The sequence below is a fragment of the Pedobacter sp. B4-66 genome (assembly GCF_018492665.1).
Taxonomy (GTDB): Bacteria; Bacteroidota; Bacteroidia; order Sphingobacteriales; family Sphingobacteriaceae; genus Pedobacter.
On record NZ_JAFVME010000003.1, the window covers coordinates 360,305 to 377,247 of the forward strand.

The 16,943-nt window shown below is 39.0% G+C and carries 16 protein-coding genes; 5 read left to right on the forward strand and 11 right to left on the reverse strand.

Going from position 1 to position 16,943, the window contains the following annotated elements; translation table 11 throughout:
- Positions 1-325: 325 nt before the first annotated feature.
- Entirely contained in the window at positions 326-1,156 is an 831-nt protein-coding gene (locus J1905_RS06145; protein ID WP_214226348.1) for an AraC family transcriptional regulator, read from the reverse strand.
- Between the two features lie 39 nt (positions 1,157-1,195).
- On the opposite strand from J1905_RS06145, the gene J1905_RS06150 reads away from it, so the two are divergent.
- Entirely contained in the window at positions 1,196-2,767 is a 1,572-nt protein-coding gene (locus tag J1905_RS06150; RefSeq protein WP_250318016.1) for an MFS transporter, read from the forward strand.
- A 231-nt stretch (positions 2,768-2,998) separates the two neighbouring features.
- Here J1905_RS06150 and J1905_RS06155 read toward each other — a convergent pair whose 3' ends face one another.
- The 5 genes from J1905_RS06155 to J1905_RS06175 form a co-directional block, all read right to left on the reverse strand.
- On the reverse strand, positions 2,999-4,579 hold the full coding sequence (locus J1905_RS06155; RefSeq protein ID WP_214226349.1) for a Na+/H+ antiporter: 1,581 nt from the start codon (positions 4,577-4,579) through the stop codon (positions 2,999-3,001).
- Between the two features lie 81 nt (positions 4,580-4,660).
- Positions 4,661-5,674 carry an ABC transporter substrate-binding protein gene (locus J1905_RS06160; RefSeq protein ID WP_214226350.1) on the reverse strand — a complete coding sequence of 338 codons (1,014 nt, stop codon included), beginning with the start codon at positions 5,672-5,674 and terminating at the stop codon, positions 4,661-4,663.
- Positions 5,675-5,686: 12 nt separating this feature from the next.
- A complete protein-coding gene (locus J1905_RS06165) occupies positions 5,687-7,846 on the reverse strand; it encodes a TonB-dependent siderophore receptor (protein ID WP_214226351.1) in 2,160 nt (719 codons plus the stop codon).
- Positions 7,847-7,944: 98 nt separating this feature from the next.
- Positions 7,945-8,301 carry a hypothetical protein gene (locus tag J1905_RS06170; RefSeq protein WP_173091254.1) on the reverse strand — a complete coding sequence of 119 codons (357 nt, stop codon included), beginning with the start codon at positions 8,299-8,301 and terminating at the stop codon, positions 7,945-7,947.
- Entirely contained in the window at positions 8,301-8,636 is a 336-nt protein-coding gene (locus tag J1905_RS06175; protein WP_250318017.1) for a hypothetical protein, read from the reverse strand. Before J1905_RS06175 ends, J1905_RS06170 begins: the two co-directional genes overlap by 1 nt.
- Before the next feature lie 279 nt (positions 8,637-8,915).
- On the opposite strand from J1905_RS06175, the gene chrA reads away from it, so the two are divergent.
- On the forward strand, positions 8,916-10,238 hold the full coding sequence (gene chrA / locus J1905_RS06180) for a chromate efflux transporter (RefSeq protein WP_214226352.1): 1,323 nt from the start codon (positions 8,916-8,918) through the stop codon (positions 10,236-10,238).
- Between the two features lie 53 nt (positions 10,239-10,291).
- Positions 10,292-11,491, forward strand: a complete 1,200-nt coding sequence (locus J1905_RS06185; protein ID WP_214226353.1) for a glycoside hydrolase family 27 protein — start codon at positions 10,292-10,294, stop codon at positions 11,489-11,491.
- Between the two features lie 48 nt (positions 11,492-11,539).
- Here J1905_RS06185 and J1905_RS06190 read toward each other — a convergent pair whose 3' ends face one another.
- Entirely contained in the window at positions 11,540-11,800 is a 261-nt protein-coding gene (locus tag J1905_RS06190; RefSeq protein ID WP_214226355.1) for a hypothetical protein, read from the reverse strand.
- Between the two features lie 270 nt (positions 11,801-12,070).
- Here J1905_RS06190 and J1905_RS06195 point away from each other — a divergent pair, with 270 nt between their 5' ends.
- Positions 12,071-12,454, forward strand: coding sequence for a hypothetical protein (locus J1905_RS06195; protein ID WP_214226357.1), 384 nt, complete (start codon positions 12,071-12,073; stop codon positions 12,452-12,454).
- 23 nt (positions 12,455-12,477) lie between these two features.
- On the opposite strand, the gene J1905_RS06200 is transcribed toward J1905_RS06195, so the two are convergent.
- From J1905_RS06200 to J1905_RS06210, 3 genes are read right to left on the reverse strand one after another with little or no spacing between them, the layout of a single operon-like run.
- Entirely contained in the window at positions 12,478-13,743 is a 1,266-nt protein-coding gene (locus tag J1905_RS06200; protein ID WP_350027970.1) for an FAD-dependent oxidoreductase, read from the reverse strand.
- Between the two features lie 27 nt (positions 13,744-13,770).
- Positions 13,771-14,529, reverse strand: coding sequence for a helix-turn-helix domain-containing protein (locus J1905_RS06205; protein WP_214226359.1), 759 nt, complete (start codon positions 14,527-14,529; stop codon positions 13,771-13,773).
- Between the two features lie 24 nt (positions 14,530-14,553).
- Positions 14,554-14,913 carry a winged helix-turn-helix transcriptional regulator gene (locus J1905_RS06210; protein ID WP_173091259.1) on the reverse strand — a complete coding sequence of 120 codons (360 nt, stop codon included), beginning with the start codon at positions 14,911-14,913 and terminating at the stop codon, positions 14,554-14,556.
- A gap of 78 nt (positions 14,914-14,991) precedes the next feature.
- Between J1905_RS06210 and J1905_RS06215 the strand changes: the two genes are divergently transcribed.
- A complete protein-coding gene (locus J1905_RS06215) occupies positions 14,992-15,876 on the forward strand; it encodes an NAD(P)H-binding protein (protein ID WP_214226360.1) in 885 nt (294 codons plus the stop codon).
- Between the two features lie 96 nt (positions 15,877-15,972).
- Here the strand turns inward: J1905_RS06215 and J1905_RS06220 are convergent, their stop codons facing one another.
- Positions 15,973-16,839, reverse strand: coding sequence for a helix-turn-helix domain-containing protein (locus tag J1905_RS06220; protein ID WP_214226361.1), 867 nt, complete (start codon positions 16,837-16,839; stop codon positions 15,973-15,975).
- Between the last annotated feature and the right edge of the window lie 104 nt (positions 16,840-16,943).

The following is a 16,943-nucleotide window of genomic DNA, read 5'->3' on the forward strand; positions in this document are numbered from 1 at the left end:
AAGGCCCGATCAAAACCATTTTTATAGGTAATAGAATTGTAGATACGGTGCTCTTCCAAACTATTGGTGATCCAGTCCCGAGGAAGGGTTCACCGTTTCCAGGAAAGAGCTGAATTTCGGGTCCCAAAAGTGAATTTGAGATAAATTGAAACGCAAACCCGAAAATGAGGAATAGTATGACGAATTTTGTTCTTGATATCTTCATTCTATTGAGATTTTGTTATGACAAAAAGTACTTTGCAATACAAAGCTAAGTAAGTCATTTTCTATTTCAAAGTTTTTATTGAAAATAATCTACCTAATTAATAGAAAAACTTGCCAAACTTTAGCGCAAACGCTGTCGATATCCGGTTAAGCTTATGCCTTTCTGCTTCTTAAAGAATTTGTTCAGGTGACTACCATCGGCAAAACCAAATTCATCAGCCAACTCATTGATCCGTAGATCACTAAACTTTAATCGCCATTCGATCAGCCGGATTCTGTAGCTGGAAATGAACTGCTGAATCGTTTCTCCGCATTGCTTCTTAAAATAGACACCCAGGTAAGCCTGTGAAATCCCAAAGGTCTTACTTATTGCCGCAGCAGTCAATTGATCTGGCATAAAAATATGCCGTTCAATATGGTTGATGATTTGGAGTATCCGCTTATCCGTATTGGTACGGACATTTTCAGGCCTTACCTTTGAAATATTCCTTGCCGCAATAACAATCAGCGCGTTCACTAGATTCATGTCAAGATCCTGCTGATAAACACCGCCAACCTTCATTCCAAACAGGAGTGATTCAACAATCATTTCAACCAGGCGGCTGTCGTCCTTGCAACGCATTACGCAACCCGACAAATGGGTGGCATAAAAGAGCAGACATTCCAGGTGATGAATACTTTTCCAGGGGTAACTGCGAATATAACTGTCACTAAACCGAATCAGCAGGAACTCCGTTACTTCAGTAATCTCGAAGGTATGGCGGTCGTTGGGAGTAAGCAACAACAGATTCCCGTCACGATAAGCCATGCGGTTGCCGTTGATGCTAACGGTGCCCTTACCGGAAATAAGGTACACCATTTCGAAAAAACTATACTGGCGATCACTTAACGGGCAATGATCAGTTTTGAGGTATTCCAGCTCTACATGCTGGTGCATATTCTGTTGAACCATAGTGCAAACATACCTATTTATCATAGAAATGAACCGAACATGCATCAGTATTTCGGTCTATTTTTGTTAAAAATAACCTCAAAAAAGAATATGCTTAAAGACAAAAAGAATACATTAACCCTGGCCGCCGTTTGCCTTTCCTCACTGATGTTCGGATTGGAAATTTCAAGTGTACCGATATTGCTGCCTACACTCGAAAAAATATTAAAGGGTAATTTCAGTGATGTACAATGGATTATGAATGCCTATACTATTGCTTGTACCACGGTACTGATGGCGTCCGGCACTCTTGCCGACCGCTATGGCCGCAAACTTGTTTTCATAATCGGGCTTGTACTTTTTGGTATAACCTCCCTGCTTTGCGGACTGGCTTCTGCAATGCCTTTACTCATTGCCGGACGTTTTTTGCAGGGACTCGGAGGTGGGATTATGCTGATCTGCCAGGTTGCGATTCTTTCTCATCAGTTTCAGGATGGGCGCGAACGCAGTTTCGCCTTTGCCGCCTGGGGTATTGTTTTTGGAATAGGCTTGGGTTTCGGACCGCTAATTGGCGGCTTAATCCTCACATTTTTAAGCTGGAAATGGGTTTTCCTCGCACACGTCCCACTAAGTATCCTCACAATAGCACTTGCATGGGCCGGTGTACGGGAATCAAAGTCTATTCAAATACAGCGATTGGATACCTTAGGGATGGTTAGCCTTTCCATAAGCATTTTCACACTGATCTATTTCATTACCCAAGGACCTGAAGTGGGTTTTACAAGTATCCACGGCCTAATGATCATCGGCTCATCTGCAGCTTGCTTTCTACTTTTTTTATATGCAGAAAAGACAAGTATCCAGCCTATGTTTGATTTTACTGTATTCAGAATACGGGACTTTTCCGGAGCCATCATTGGTTCTATCGGAATGAATTTCTGTTTTTGGCCCTTTATGATCTACCTTCCCATCTATTTTCAGGGTGTCCTGGGATATAGTAGCCTCATGGCTGGTACAGCACTGCTGGCCTATACTTTGCCTACATTAGTGATTCCACCACTGGCTGAGCGGCTCCTGTTGAAATATCGTCCTGGTATTGTCATTCCACTAGGCCTCTTTATCATCGGATTGGGATTTATACTGATGTGGTTTGGCATTCATGCCGCGCATCTTGGGCACTGGAGTATGATGCCAGGCATGCTGTTGTCCGGCATCGGCCTGGGATTGTCCAATACCACAGTTACGAATACCACCACAGGCTCAGTGAGTCAAGACCGTGCAGGTATGGCCTCGGGGATAGACATGAGTGCGAGACTAATCACTCTTGCAATCAATATTGCTTTGATGGGACTTTTGTTAAGCAAAGGTGTGTTCATCCATTTAAAGCTTGCATTTGTGGAAACTTTCAGCGCCCTTCAGCTACATTTAGCAGCCGAAAAAATCGCAGCAGGCAATTTCACAGACATTCTGGAAAAAATACCCGGTATTGCAGCTGCAGACCCAACCGGTGATATTACACATGAGGCATTGGCCAACGGCTTTAAACTGCTGACTTTGTCCAGCGGGATTGGGGTAATCTCCCTGGCACTGATCAGTTTCTTTGTATTTAAACCGGTTTCAGAGAAGAAGTAGTCAAACTTCTTTTGTGCTTCCGCTGAAGCTTCAATGTGTTTTTAAATTCGGGGTTTATTTTCTCTACAGCGGTAGCGAATGCTACAGGATGAAGAATTGTACAGTATTTACTTAGAAAAGCCATTGCTTCATATGGATAAACATTTCAAGTTGTCAATCTTTTTTACCCAGGTTCTTAGGATCGCCCAGAGTTCGTTCGTATCAAATATCAACCAGTTTTTTTCGATTATACTAAATTATTTTCAATCGTTCTTCTTCCAGGTCAATCTGGTACAATTGCTGACGAATGGTTTCTTCATTAATAGAGGGGTCTTTATTTAGTTCTGCCAGAAATTGTCTTTGGCTTTCGAGCATCTCAACAAATATAGCTTTGGTTTTGTCATTCATCCAATCGTCATCAGCTGCTTTAGTTTTTTCTTCCCAATGATGTAACATTTTCTCCATTCCCTTATTCCCCTGCAATTCATTGTCATATTTGCTTTTCAGGAACTGATAAATATGTTGCCTTAGTTTTTGTTTTATTTCATGACTCGTTTCCTCTTCCTTCCCTGTATTAAGTCCTACAAACAATTGTGTTCTTGATATGAAATATGGAAGTGTAAGCCCTTGTACCACCAAGGTGACTAATATAACTACAAAAGTGATAAACAGAATCAGGTTTCTGTACGGAAATGCGGTACCATCGGCAAGAGTAACTGGTATAGCTAATGCGGCAGCCAAAGATACCACCCCTCGCATTCCTGTCCAGCCTAATAGGAGTGGCATGAGCATTTGCCTTTTCCTGGAAGTAGCACGTGGGGCTACACTAGGCCGAAAAATAAAGGTGGTCACCATTGCCGCATAAGAGCTGATGATTCTGGCGCCGACTAACACGCCTGTTACCAATAAGCCATAGCCGATGGCAGTACCTAAAGGGATGCCTTTTGAACGTAGTCCATCTACGATTTCCGGAAGTTCAAGTCCTATGATTAAAAAAACGATACCGTTGAGTATAAACACAAAGCTTTCCCATACACTGTAGCCTTTGATCCGGCTGGCGCTGTTCAAAAAAATCAACCTTTTCGAAGACATAAACAAACCACCTGCTACAACAGCTAAAACACCTGAACTATGAACCTGCTCGGCTATCCAATACATAAAGTATGGTTCAATCAGTGTAAGTGCAATGTCTGAGGGTGCGTCTGTCGGCAAACGTTTATGAGCCTGAACAAATATCCACCCCAATAATAAACCAATACCCACACCGCCAATTACCATCCATAAAAAACTGAGTGTTGCTTCTCGCCAAATGAATTGACCTGTTCCAACTGCTACTAAAGCAAAGCGAAAAATGATGAGTGAAGAAGCATCATTTAGTAAGCTTTCTCCCTCCAGAATGGCTGAAGTGGATTTCGGAATTTTCACAAACTTTGTAATTGCTCCAGTACTAACCGCATCAGGAGGCGAGACAATACCACCTAATAAAAACCCTAAGGCAATCGTAAAGCCAGGAATGATGTGATTTGTAACCAATGCTACAGAGAGTGCCGTAAAAAATACCACCAGAAAGGCAAAACTACCTATGATCCGCCACCATTTTTTCATTTCCTTAAAAGAGATTGACCACGCAGCCTCAAACAGTAAAGGTGGAAGAAATAGGAAAAAGATAAGGTCAGGATCGATTTTCACTACTGGCAGCCCTGGAATAAAGCTGATCAATAACCCAGCGATAACCAATAGAATAGGGTAGGCAATTTTCAGTTTCGTAGCCCACATATTCAATAGTACTATTGCGGCTATCATAGCCAGTAGAAAGGGTAGAAGTGTGTGCATATGAAATAAGCTCTATAATAACATTCTTTAGTAAAACCAAAATACTAAAATAAAGCCTTCTAACATAGTAAATCCTCATTATCAAATTAAGGGGATAAGCAACTTGCCTTTCTCTCCATAAAGCTTTAAGATAATTTGCCCTACTTTATTCTTCACATCCGCATTCTTATTAGGATAAGCCCAATTATGAATGCTGACCGCGGTTGAAAGAGACTTTAGCGTATGTGGGTTGTAGAAAAACATAGGCAGCAGGTTATAGATTTGCTTATTCTTTATTGCTGATATCCCACCCAATTCTTTCTTTTTGTAGAATTCATTTGGGCTGTCGTTCCATATGATAATCAAATCAGGATTCCAACCGATCAAGGTTTCAGCATTGATATTGGGTTGATCTAACTCAAAAGTACATGCATTTTCTACACCGGCTACTTCAAGACAAAAGTTCATCATGCTGTTGCGGCCTGCGGTTGAAAATATACGACCATAAGCCCATGAGAAATAAGCTTTTTTCTTTGCCTGTACTGTATCAACCTTATTTTTCATCAATGCATATTCCTCTTGAACGTAGGTAACCAACTGTTCGCCTCTTTCTTTAGTTCCGGTAAGCAAAGCCAGATCATGAACCGTTTGAAACACTTCATTGTATTGTTCTACTTTGGTTGTATAAACCTGGACACCAACCGACCGCAAAGCTTTTGCAAGATCTTCATGTGCGGATTGCAGAATGACAACATCGGGATTAAGTTTCATGATGCTCTCTATACTGGCATTACCATTACTACCAGGGGCCGGCAGTTGTTTCTGCTGAATCCTATTGTCCAATTTGGAGTAATAAGGATACAATTCGTTGCTGCTATAAATGTCGTTAAAAATGCCTACTATTTTCTCTTCTGCCTTTAACATATAGAGGGCATCCAGGGCAGGCTCATATAAGCATACAACTCTTTCAGCAGGTTTATCCAATTCTACAGCGTGTCCGGTAGCATCCTTCACAGCTATCGCTTTCTCTTGTTTAGCATTGTTTTTAGTGTTATTTGTACATCCGATGAATATCATCGTTCCTAAAACAAATAGTATTGAGGTAATTTTATTCATAGTCTTAATTATTTAAAGATTAACACGAAATGAGAGTCTGGCATTAACAGGGGCCTGTTGTACCCAGTAGTACATATCTCCGGTATTATTTCTCCAGGCCGTTGAGTAAATTTTTGAATTCAGCACATTGTTTACAAGGAGGTTAATGTTGTATTTTGAGTTACTCCAACCTATTCCACTGTCTAGTCTGAATATATCTTTCAGCTTATCGGGAGTAGTGGTTGTCATGCGTTCGCTTCTTCCAATTAATAGCTGGTACCCAAGGGATACATTAAATCCCTCTAGTTTTTCTATTGGTAGTAAGTAGTTTATCCAGGTATTTTGGATGTGTTTTACCCGATTGGGTGTAGCCATACCAATGTTTGCCGGATGGAGATCATCTTTGGTAATTTTCGAATCTGTATAAGCATAATTGACTATTACGTTTGCGCCTTTTGCAATACGGCCTTTCAAATCAAATTCGACACCTTTAGACCGACTTTTTCCGGTTTGATAAAGTAAATTGGAGATGGGGTCGGGGGTAATTAATCTGTCCCGGTTTATGGTGTACAGCGACAATGTGGTATTCCAGTTGCCATCTGCCCAGTCTCGTTTTACTCCAACTTCATAGCTGATCCCTTTTTGAGGTTTAAGCGTTTTTCCTTCTATAGATATACCTGCCTGAGGGAGAAAAGTTTGGTCGTATAAGAAATATAAAGCCGACCTATTGTCAATGGCATAATTTACACCAAGGCGAGGCGTAAGCGCCCAATCATTAGATTGACTTTGCTGGCCATAGTCATTTGTTTCGCCAGCTGACGAAGTTAAACGCAAACCAATCGAAACTCTTAATTTCTCGTCTAATAAGGCTAGCTCGTTCATAGCGTACAAGGAGGTATAATTAAGGCTTCTGTAGATCTTATTGGCATCTAAGGAGGCATTGTTCTCAGAATCAAAGCTTCCACCGATCCCATTGTTTAAAATCACATCAGAATACACCGGATTGGAGATGCTTAACGGATAGATGGTAGTAGCAGTTCCCCAGGTATCTCTGCTTCTGGATGTTTTACTGTTTACATCTATACCTGCCATAAATTTGTGGTTTATGCTTCCAGTTTTGTAAGAACCATTCACATAGGCCTGAGTAGAAAAAACAGTGTATTTGTTTGAATCGTAAACAAGATTACGATTCAATATATCGTTGTCTGTAGGATCGGCCGCATACACCCAAAACAATGTACCATCGTAGCCGCTATTTACATACGATACTTTAGCGGTCAGCTGCCAGTCTTTCTTAAACTTGTTTTGAAAGGTAAGGAACGCATTGTGGTCTTGCCCGATAAAAGGTCTGATACTCGGATCGGTCATACTAAAATTTACAGGAAGTGTGCCGTAACCGTATGGAGATGATTGCGCTTCACTTAGCATCAGGTAATTTAGATGCTGATAGATGTATTCTCCTGTTAAAGAGGTATTACTGTTGAAGTTGTACTTTAAGGATGGGGCAAACAGTATCCTATTGCTACGATCGTGCTTTAAAAATCCTTTAGCTTTCATTCCCATCACGTTAACACGGTATTGAAGCTTATTCTTATCGTCTAATTGGCCATCCAAATCTACAGCAGCACGAAGCATACCAAAGCCACCCATTAGAACATCTGCACTTTTTTTAGTCTGTCCGGTAGGCTTCTTTGTTACTATATTATAGGAACCGGATGGATCGCTCATGGCTTGCATGAAATTACTAGGACCTTTAAGAAACTCGATGTTTTCAATAATAGAGAGGTCGTCTGCCAATGGTCCTTTGCCAAGTGGACGCATGTCTACACCGTTTCGCTGCGCAGTAATATAGCCTCCTCTGGAATAAATATCAGGAGATATACCATTATGGAGTTCTTCGCGCAGTGTACCACTCACATTACGAGTCACACTCTCATTGAGATTGTAAGCAGCCTGATCTCTTAGTATCTCTGAACTGAGGATTTGAATATTCTGAGGTACGTTTAACAAAGGAGTCGTTAATCGCAACATATCAGATAACTGAGATGATTTATATCTTTTATAGTATTTCGAGGAGATTGATATCTCATCTAAACTGTGTGCTTTTACAGTGTCAGGCTGTTTGTATTGTGCATTAACTGACAAAGAAAAACCTAAGACAACGACTAGAATAATACTGCTCTTGTGTTTCATTATATACCTTTTTTTATTTCTTACAAAGAAAAAAGAAAGGCATTAGGCTATAATAAGAGCTATATTAAAGCCAAATAAGAACTTTAAAGTAGTGGTGTTTATAAACTTTGGAGATTTGGTTCCTTTAGATAGTCTTCCAATACCGTTGCTAATTCAGCAGAGAGCTCCTTAATACTATGGTTGTTTAATGTATGCTGAGCGGAATTGTACTTTTCTATAAAGGTAGCCTGAGTGCTGTTGAATTTTAAAAAACCTTGTTCGAAATATCTTTCTTCAATTTCGCCTGAAGAGTCCAATGAACGAAACCATAGCTTTAACAGGGCCCCGTTTTGTTTATCCAGATAGAGCCAATGATAAATCTCCGCATTTACTGCATCTTCAGGTAAGTCATTGCGCTTAATCTCAATAATCACCAGTTTAGCGCTTTCGAAAAGGTGGAGGATCTTAAAATTCATTACCTTTTCACTTTATAGCTATACAAGTCAAGCTCTTTCCACTGAATGTAGCCTAAATTGCCACAGCACTTTGCAACATTATTCTGAATTGACGAAGGAACATCATTAACAATCTTCCAGCGCACTGCATACTTACTGTTATAACTCATATAGATTACTAAATCTTCGCAAGCATTTTCATGAGAGAATTCCTTTTGTAAAGAGTTTTGAAGCTCTTCTGCCATAACAGCAAGGCGATCATTCATTACCTTCACCAAAGGAGTCCCTGGTTTTGGCATCACATCAATCATTGGAAGTACCGTAACATCTATCATCAGCAATCTATTGTATTGCAATATGTCACAGTTAAGGGGAATCTGCAAATTAAAATCTCGCCTAAGCCAATAAAGTATTCACTACAAACCAAATAAAATTTTCACTTGAAGTCAATTAGTTTCAAATTTAGACCTAAAACGTATGTATTTCCCTATCCTTCTAAAGGCAATAACAACCATATAAGTAATAGTTTTCGTATCTTTAGCATCAAGAAAATCACTACAAATTTTATCTATTTTTCTATCCCTTAAACATTTCTATGTTTAGAAAGGAAGCTTTATTGAACACGAAATCCCCGTATGCAAAAAGAAGATACTTTATCCAAACCCACTTTCAGAGAAGCTTTAAAATTTTGGTTTAAATTAGGATGGATCAGTTTCGGAGGAACTCTCGGGCATATCAACATTATGCATGATTTTCTGGTTGAAAGAAAGAAATGGATTAGCAGCAGCAGGTTTTTTCATGCGCTCAGTTTGTGTATGCTTTTACCGGGACCAGAGGCACAGCAGCTGGCGATTTACATCGGCTGGCAGCTTCATGGTAAGCGTGGTGGACTGTTGGCTGGTTTGCTTTTTATTCTGCCTTCCATGTTTATCCTGTTGGGGCTTAGCCTACTTTATGTGACTTTCGGAAATCAGGGATGGATGGATGCTATTTTTAGTGGCTTAAAACCCGCAGTGGTAGCCATTATTTTTCATGCAGTTTGGAGTGTGGGTAATAAGGCACTTCATGGTATTTTACATTATTTACTGGCTGCAGTAGCCTTTTCCTGTATTTTTTTCTTTAACATCTCGATGCCTTATATCATTGTCGGCACTATCATTTTGGCATTGCTGTTCAGGTATTTCTGGCCTGGTCTTGTTTACAGAAAGCCTACGGATCAAGCTGAAGAGGAGTTGAATGAGGAGGGGTACTACATTAATAAGAACACAGAAGGGCTTGGAAAGGATTTTAATACTGGGTTATTAATTAAACAAGGCTTAATCTTTTTTCTGATTTGGGGATTGCCATTGCTGTTGTTTTACCTTTTTAGTGGAGATTTTTCTTTCTGGAAAGGTTTAATCTTGTTTTTTACACAAACCGCGCTGTTTACAATTGGCGGCTCTTATACTGTTTTACCTTATGTAGCCCAATTTAGCGTTTCAAAGTTTAACTGGTTAAGTAAATCACAGATGGTTGATGGATTTGCGCTTGCCGAGACTACACCAGGACCTTTAATCATTGTGGTTTGTTATGTGGGTTTTATGGCTGGATTTAATCATTTTGATGGCTCTTTATTGATGGGAACTGTAGGGCTTTTTGCAACTACGTTTTATACCTTTTTACCCTCGTTCCTGTTCATCTTTGTCGGCGGACCAGTGTTAGAGCATTCCAGAGGTAGTGCAGTGATTAGTGATGTACTAACTTTTGTAACAGCGGCAGTTGTTGGCGTGATCTTAAATCTCGCACTTTATTTAGGAAAAGATGTACTATTTCCTCATGGTCTTTCATTAGGAAAAATAGATTTAATGGCCTTGATGTGGATAGGAGTTTCTATACTCCTGATCTTTAAATTACGGATAAACATTGTTTACTTAATTTTACTCAGTATGATCTACGGACTATTTCAGTATTATGTATAACTATATAGATAATAGCATTACCTTTATTTTCATAATAAACCAATAAACAATAAATGAAAATTAAATTAAGTATTGCCCTGCTTTTATTGAGCGCAACAACCTTTGCTCAACAAGTAAAATTAGCAGCAACACCACCAATGGGATGGATGAGCTGGAACATTATGTCTGAGAACCCGAATGAAAAAGACATTAAAGAAATGGTGGACGCGATGGTATCTACCGGTATGGTGAAAGCCGGCTACAAATATATATTTCTGGATGATTGCTGGCAGGGTGGAAGGGATAACCAGAATAACATTATTGCTGATCCCAAAAAATTCCCCTCAGGCATTAAGGCATTAGCAGAATACATCCATAGCAAGGGAATGAAGATGGGTATTTATTCAGATGCGGCTCCTTTAACCTGTGCAGGATATACTGCGAGTTTAAACTTTGAAGAACAGGATGCAAAAACATTTGCTTCGTGGGATATCGATTACTTAAAATACGATTACTGTAACGCGCCAGAAGATGTGGCTACAGCAAAGCAGCGCTACGGAAAAATGGCAAAGGCTTTACGCAACTCTGGCAGGGATATTACGCTAGGTATTTGCGAATGGGGACCTCGTGAGGCTTGGAACTGGGGCGCTGAAGTTGGCGGACAAAGCTGGCGTACCACTTTTGATATCAGAGATAAATGGAACGATACAGATGGTAAAGGTGGAGTTGGTATTTATAATGTGATTGATAAAAATGCTGGTTTGGCAAGCTTTTCTGGCCCCGGACATTGGAATGATGGCGATATGCTAAATGTAGGTTTAAAAGGGGTTAAGGGTCCATCGGGTGCGTTTGGTGCTAATGGCTGTACTGATGCAGAATATCAAAGTCAAATGAGTATGTGGTGTATGTTAAACTCGCCATTGTATGCCAGTAGCGATATCAGAACGATGAATGAAACCACCAAACGGATTTTATTAAACAAAGAAGTTATTGCTTTGAATCAGGATTCATTAGGTAAACAAGGGGAGCGAAAAATTAAAAACGATACATGGGATGTATTCGTTCGCCCGCTTGCAAATGGCGATTTTGCAGTTGCTATACTTAATAAAGCTGCAACAGCTCAAAATGCTAAAATTACTTTCAGCGATTTGGGCTTAGCTGATAAATATGAAATCAGAGATTTATGGCAACACAAGGTTGTAGGAAAAGGCAATAAATGGGCGGGTAAAGTAACCTCTCATGAAACCAAGATTTTCCGCTTAAAGAAAGCATAGCAAATATTATTAACGCCTGTAGTTTGTTTGTAAGCTACAGGCATTTTTTTAATATACTGATTTCCAGATTTTAAATGTATTCTGATTATTCCCACCAATCTCCCTTATAACCAGGCAAAGGTGCTCTTCTCTTTGAGGGAAGTATTTGTCGATGATCTGCTGAGTCTGTTGTATCAACTGCCCAAGGTGCTGTTCAAAATCAATGTTTTTAACGTTTAGAATAACCTGATTCATTCTTGATGAAATGGTACATTCGAAGGTAAATTCTCTTTTCAGTGCTTTTACTACTTTTGACCTCAGTTTTTTCATTGAATTCTGATTTTGTAAGTTATTGAATCGGGTTTCCCCATTAATTATTATCAGTCTAAACGCTGGTTACATTTTATAATTGTGTTGGAAAATGTCATTACTTTATTTCCCAGAACTTCTTTAGCAACATTCTAAATTAGTAAAAAAAATATAAGAGTATGGCTTTAGTAAGTTGTTTTATTGTAACAAATTTGAGTGATATGCACTTCCATTTTACCTATATGCAGATCAATAAATAATTTATAAATTGGGGGCATAAACGCCTGTTATATGCTTCAGTTCAAAACAATTAGTATTTTTATTTTTAGAGCCTTAAGTGTTGTTTTTCTTTCGTTCTTTTTCTCTTGTGCAAAACAAAATGGAAAAGCAAAAGAGAAGCGGATAAAGGAGGGAGAAACCATTGAAATTGGTCTTGTTTTTCCTGAAGTAAGGACAGCAAAGAATGACACTGTTATGTTAGCTCTTTATCCTCATGCCCGTTTTTTCTATATTGATCTTGGATTAAAGAATAGTGATTCATACATCGATTTGATTAAAAAAGCAAATAAGGCTGATGTTCCTGTTAAGGTGAGGGTTTATAAGGACAATCAAGCTGAAGTTGCAGAGATGATTCCGGCAACAAGCCAGGAAATTGAAAAGTTTCGAAACCATTAGTAATCGATTATCTTTATTCTGCATCAAAAAACCTTTTGCACCGGTGCAAATCCGATAGCTTTACGTACCGAAGGAACTAGGTATACGTTTAGCCACATTTTGCCTAAGAATACGCTTTGCTTGAATATGTTTTTACCAAACATCGCCAGCATATCGTTAAGGGCATTGGGTTGGTGCATCCATTCAGTATTGAATAAAGTACCTTGTCCTATTTTGGCAAATCGCTTAAACATTTGCTGCTCATAATTTCCTATGGCTGCTTGTGTGTTTAAATACTTGGGGTTGGTTAGTGATTCACTTAGTTGCAGCGCATCAAACATGGCCATGTTTACACCTTCACCAGCAAAAGGGGGCATCAAATGAGCAGCGTCTCCAATGAGAGTGATGTTGGATTTGGCTTCCCACTTCTGATTTAATGGCATACAATATTGAGGTCGCGGGATGAAAAGTGTTTTTTCGCCTTCAAACAATTCCCACCAAACACTGCTCCACTCAGGGAACGTCTTTTTAAACCATGCTAAAACTTGTTTATTGTCTTTAAAATCTATTCTGCTTTCTTTGTGCCAAAACTCATCTGTTTTACAACTTGTAGCAAAACCTAAACTGCCGTCACCTTTTGAACTTACAATGAGTGTTTTTTCATTTCCATAGGCAAATATTTTTCCGCCTTTTAAAAGATCGTGAATAACTGGTGCTGTTTTTTTAGCGTCTTTGATAGAGCCTTCTAACATGGTGATGCCCGTCCAATACGGTTTTATATTTGTAACAAACGGTCGGATTTTAGAATTGGCCCCATCTGCGCCAATTACGATATCAGTAATAACACTCTCGCCATTTTTAAAAGCTAATTTCCAGCTATTTCCTATTTGTTCAATTGATAGAATATGAGTGTCCCAAACAACCGTATCAGGTTTTAATGAATTTAATAAAATATCTCTTAAAGGCCCTCTGTCAATTTCAGGTCTATGATCTTTATCTCCAAATTTCGCATTTGTTCCTTCGTTGTGTTGGTCTGAATGGATTTTTGCCTGATTGTCTACCACTCGGGTTAGTTCAGCACCCGGTCTGTAGTGTACTTTGAATTCATTGAGCAAGCCTGCTTTACCCAGTGCAGCCAAACCTGATTCTGTATGTAAGTCAAGTGCACCGCCTTGTAATCTTACATCTTTGTTGATATCTCTTTCGTAAACTTTTACATCAACTCCTTTTAGTTGCAGTAGTCGTGCAAGGGTTAAACCACCGGGGCCACCACCAACAATTGCAATTTTCTTATCCTGTATTACCATCATTTTTAAATTTATTTTGATGGTGTAAAATTACTTCTCTGGCAATGCTGATAATAGTATAAATCGGTCGTTATGGTTTTGTGACAGTTCTTTAGGTACCACACCCGAAAACTTCTTTATTTCTTTTATGAAGTGATTTTGATCTGTGAAATTTTGTTCTGGATATAGTTTTCCGTTTTTGATGTGAGAGAGGGATGCTCTGAATCGTAAAATATTACAGTAGGCTTTTAAAGGAATTCCAAACTGTTGGTTAAAGTAACGGTTTATTTGTCGACTGCTCCAGAAAACTTTTTCGGATAGTACCTTTACAGGTAATGAACCTTTAGAGGAATAGATTAATTCAAACAGTTTTTGCTTTCTGCTGTCAATGTTGGGTTTGATCAGTTCGCACATTCTTTCAGAAACCTTTGAGCAGAAGCTCTCGAAATTGTCCAGATCGTTTTTAGCTATTCCCCAAAATTCGGCAGGCAAAGGTTGAGCGCCATTTAATAGGGAAGAGACTTTTACATCCAACAAATATTCAATGGCAAGTAGTTTAAAACTTACGGCAAGCATTACGAGTTTGGGAGGAATAACTGCTTTCTGAGGTTCAGTACCCAATCCAATCATGGTTACATGGTAGGGATCTGCCAGAGAATAGGAAAAGATAATGTCAAATCTGCCGTCAGGTAAAATCACTATTTCATAGGCAATTTCCGAATGATTGGTGATCATCCAAAAGCTTTCTACAAAGTCTGACAGCTGTGCTGCTGGTACCTTAAATTTGATTTCAATATTATTTCCCTGCATTTTGGTAGGTTACCTGTGGGTAATTTAAGCGGCAAAGAAATCACGTGCAAATGCCCATTCGACCATTGCATCCAGGATAGGCCTTAATTCTTCTCCTTCAGGGCTTAAGCTATAGGTTACAAAAGGAGGAACAATGTTTTCTGCTTTACGGATAACCAAATCCTCTTGCTGCATCTGTTTTAGGTGCTGTATCAGCATTTTTTCGGTTATTGCAGGAATCAATTTCTTTAACTCACTGTATCTTTTTGGACCACTCATAAGGTGGTAAAGTATAATCGGTTTCCAGTGACCACCAATTTTGCTCATTACAAAACTGATAGGGCAGGTAGCCTTGTTATTTTCTCTGTTGGCGTTTAAAGTTGAACTTTCTTTGATTGCTGTCATGTTACATACTTTGGGGTAAGTACTTGTATAAAAGTAAGTACAAATATAACTTTGTCATTAAATAAAAACAGAATAATCATGAAAATAATTATAACCGGGTCGCTGGGCAATATCAGCAGGCCACTTTCAATTAATCTGATCTCTCAAGGACATCAGGTAACAATAGTTAGCAGTAACAAAGATAAAGCAGATGAAATTACAAATCTTGGCGGTATACCGGCAATTGGGTCTGTGACTGATGAGCGCTTTTTGACCGATGTTTTTACTGGAGCAGACGTAGTGTATTTAATGGTACCCAATGATTTTTCTACTAATGATCTTAGGGGGCATATAAAACAAATTGGTGAGCATTATGCCAATGCAATAAAAGCTGCAGGTGTTAAAAAAGTAGCTTTATTGAGTAGTATAGGAGCGCATCTTCCTAAAGGTACAGGACCTATTGCCGGGCTTTATGAAGTTGAACAGACCTTTGGTAAACTTGAAAATATCGATATCCTGATTTTGCGTCCGGCCTATTTTTACAATAACTTGTATGGGAATATAGATATGATTAAACATGCTGGAATCATTGGTGGTAACTATGGAGCAGATCAGGGGATTATTATGGTAGATCCAAAAGATATCGCTGCTGTTGCTGCAAGTAAAATTCAGGAAGGTTTTAGCGGAAAAAGCATTGTTTACATTGCAAGCGACAGACGTTTGCTTAAAGAGGTTGCTGAGCAGATAGGAAAAGCAATTGGTAAACCAGAACTACCTTGGGTAGCTTTTGATGATGCTCAGGCATTCGAGGGAATGGTAGGAGCGGGACTTCCTGAAGAGATTGCAAAGAATTATGAAGAGATGGGTACGGCAATTAGAAGTGGTGTACTTTGGGAAGACTTCGACTTGAATAACAATGTTCCGATTGGTAAGATAAAGCTTGAAGATTTTGCAAAGCAGTTTGCTATTGCTTATAATGCTTAAAACAGATAAAGTAAAAGGGGGGATGTCATTGAATGACATCCCCCCTTTTGTGTTTTAAAGTAATGCTCTCCATTTTTTAAAACTAAGCTTTAAAACTCATCGGGAAATTCTTTGCCTATATTGCAAGGGTGATCGTTCTTTTAGTCGTTTAAACTGACGATTAAAATTGGACATATTATTAAAGCCACTTTTGTAGCAGATTTGGGCTATACTTTCCCTGTCTTCAAGAAGCAATCTGCAGGCATGACCTACTCTTATCTCATTTACAAAATTAGAGAAGGCCTTTCTGGTGGAGGACTTAAAGAGCCGACAAAAAGATGGGATTGACATATTTGCGATCTCGGCTACCTCGGCCAATGAAATATCTTTTTGAAAGTTTTTCATGATATACTCGTGTACTTTTGTGATCCTGTCATCATCCGAAATTAAATGCTGTTGAACAAACCCGGGATTGGTAAGAAGCTCAATTTCATCAGAAGTGGAAAGTATCTCAAGGATAGAAAGTAACTGCAGTATTCTTTTATGCCCGTTAACAGTATGCATTTGAAGCATGATGTCTGAAATCTGCTGACGGGTATTTCCTGTAATCTTTATCCCATATTTAGCTTTGTTAAACAGTTGCACTACTTGAATCATTTCAGGAAGATTAAAAAAGTCTTTCCCCAGGAAGTCCTCTTTGAAATGAATAACTATAGCTTCAGCCTTAAGCGAAGAATCGTCTTGATAATATATTGAATCATTTTGATATGAATGTGGCAGGTTTGGACCTAAAAACACCAAATCCCCATCTGTGAAATGTTCATTATGATCGCCAACCGTCCTCATCCCTGAACTTTTTACTACAAGTACAAGTTCATATTCGGGGTGATAATGCCATGGTGTAGGATAATAGGGGTATATATCTTTCTGTAGAACAAAAGAATTCTTTGGCTCTAGAATTAACTTTTCATGCAATGGTTTCATAAGAGTAACACTCAGACAACTTGTAAAATAAATATTTGGTCAAGGCTAAAGCTACGAATATATTTTATTTTGTGTGCCATTGACAGATCACATCGCAGGAAAGT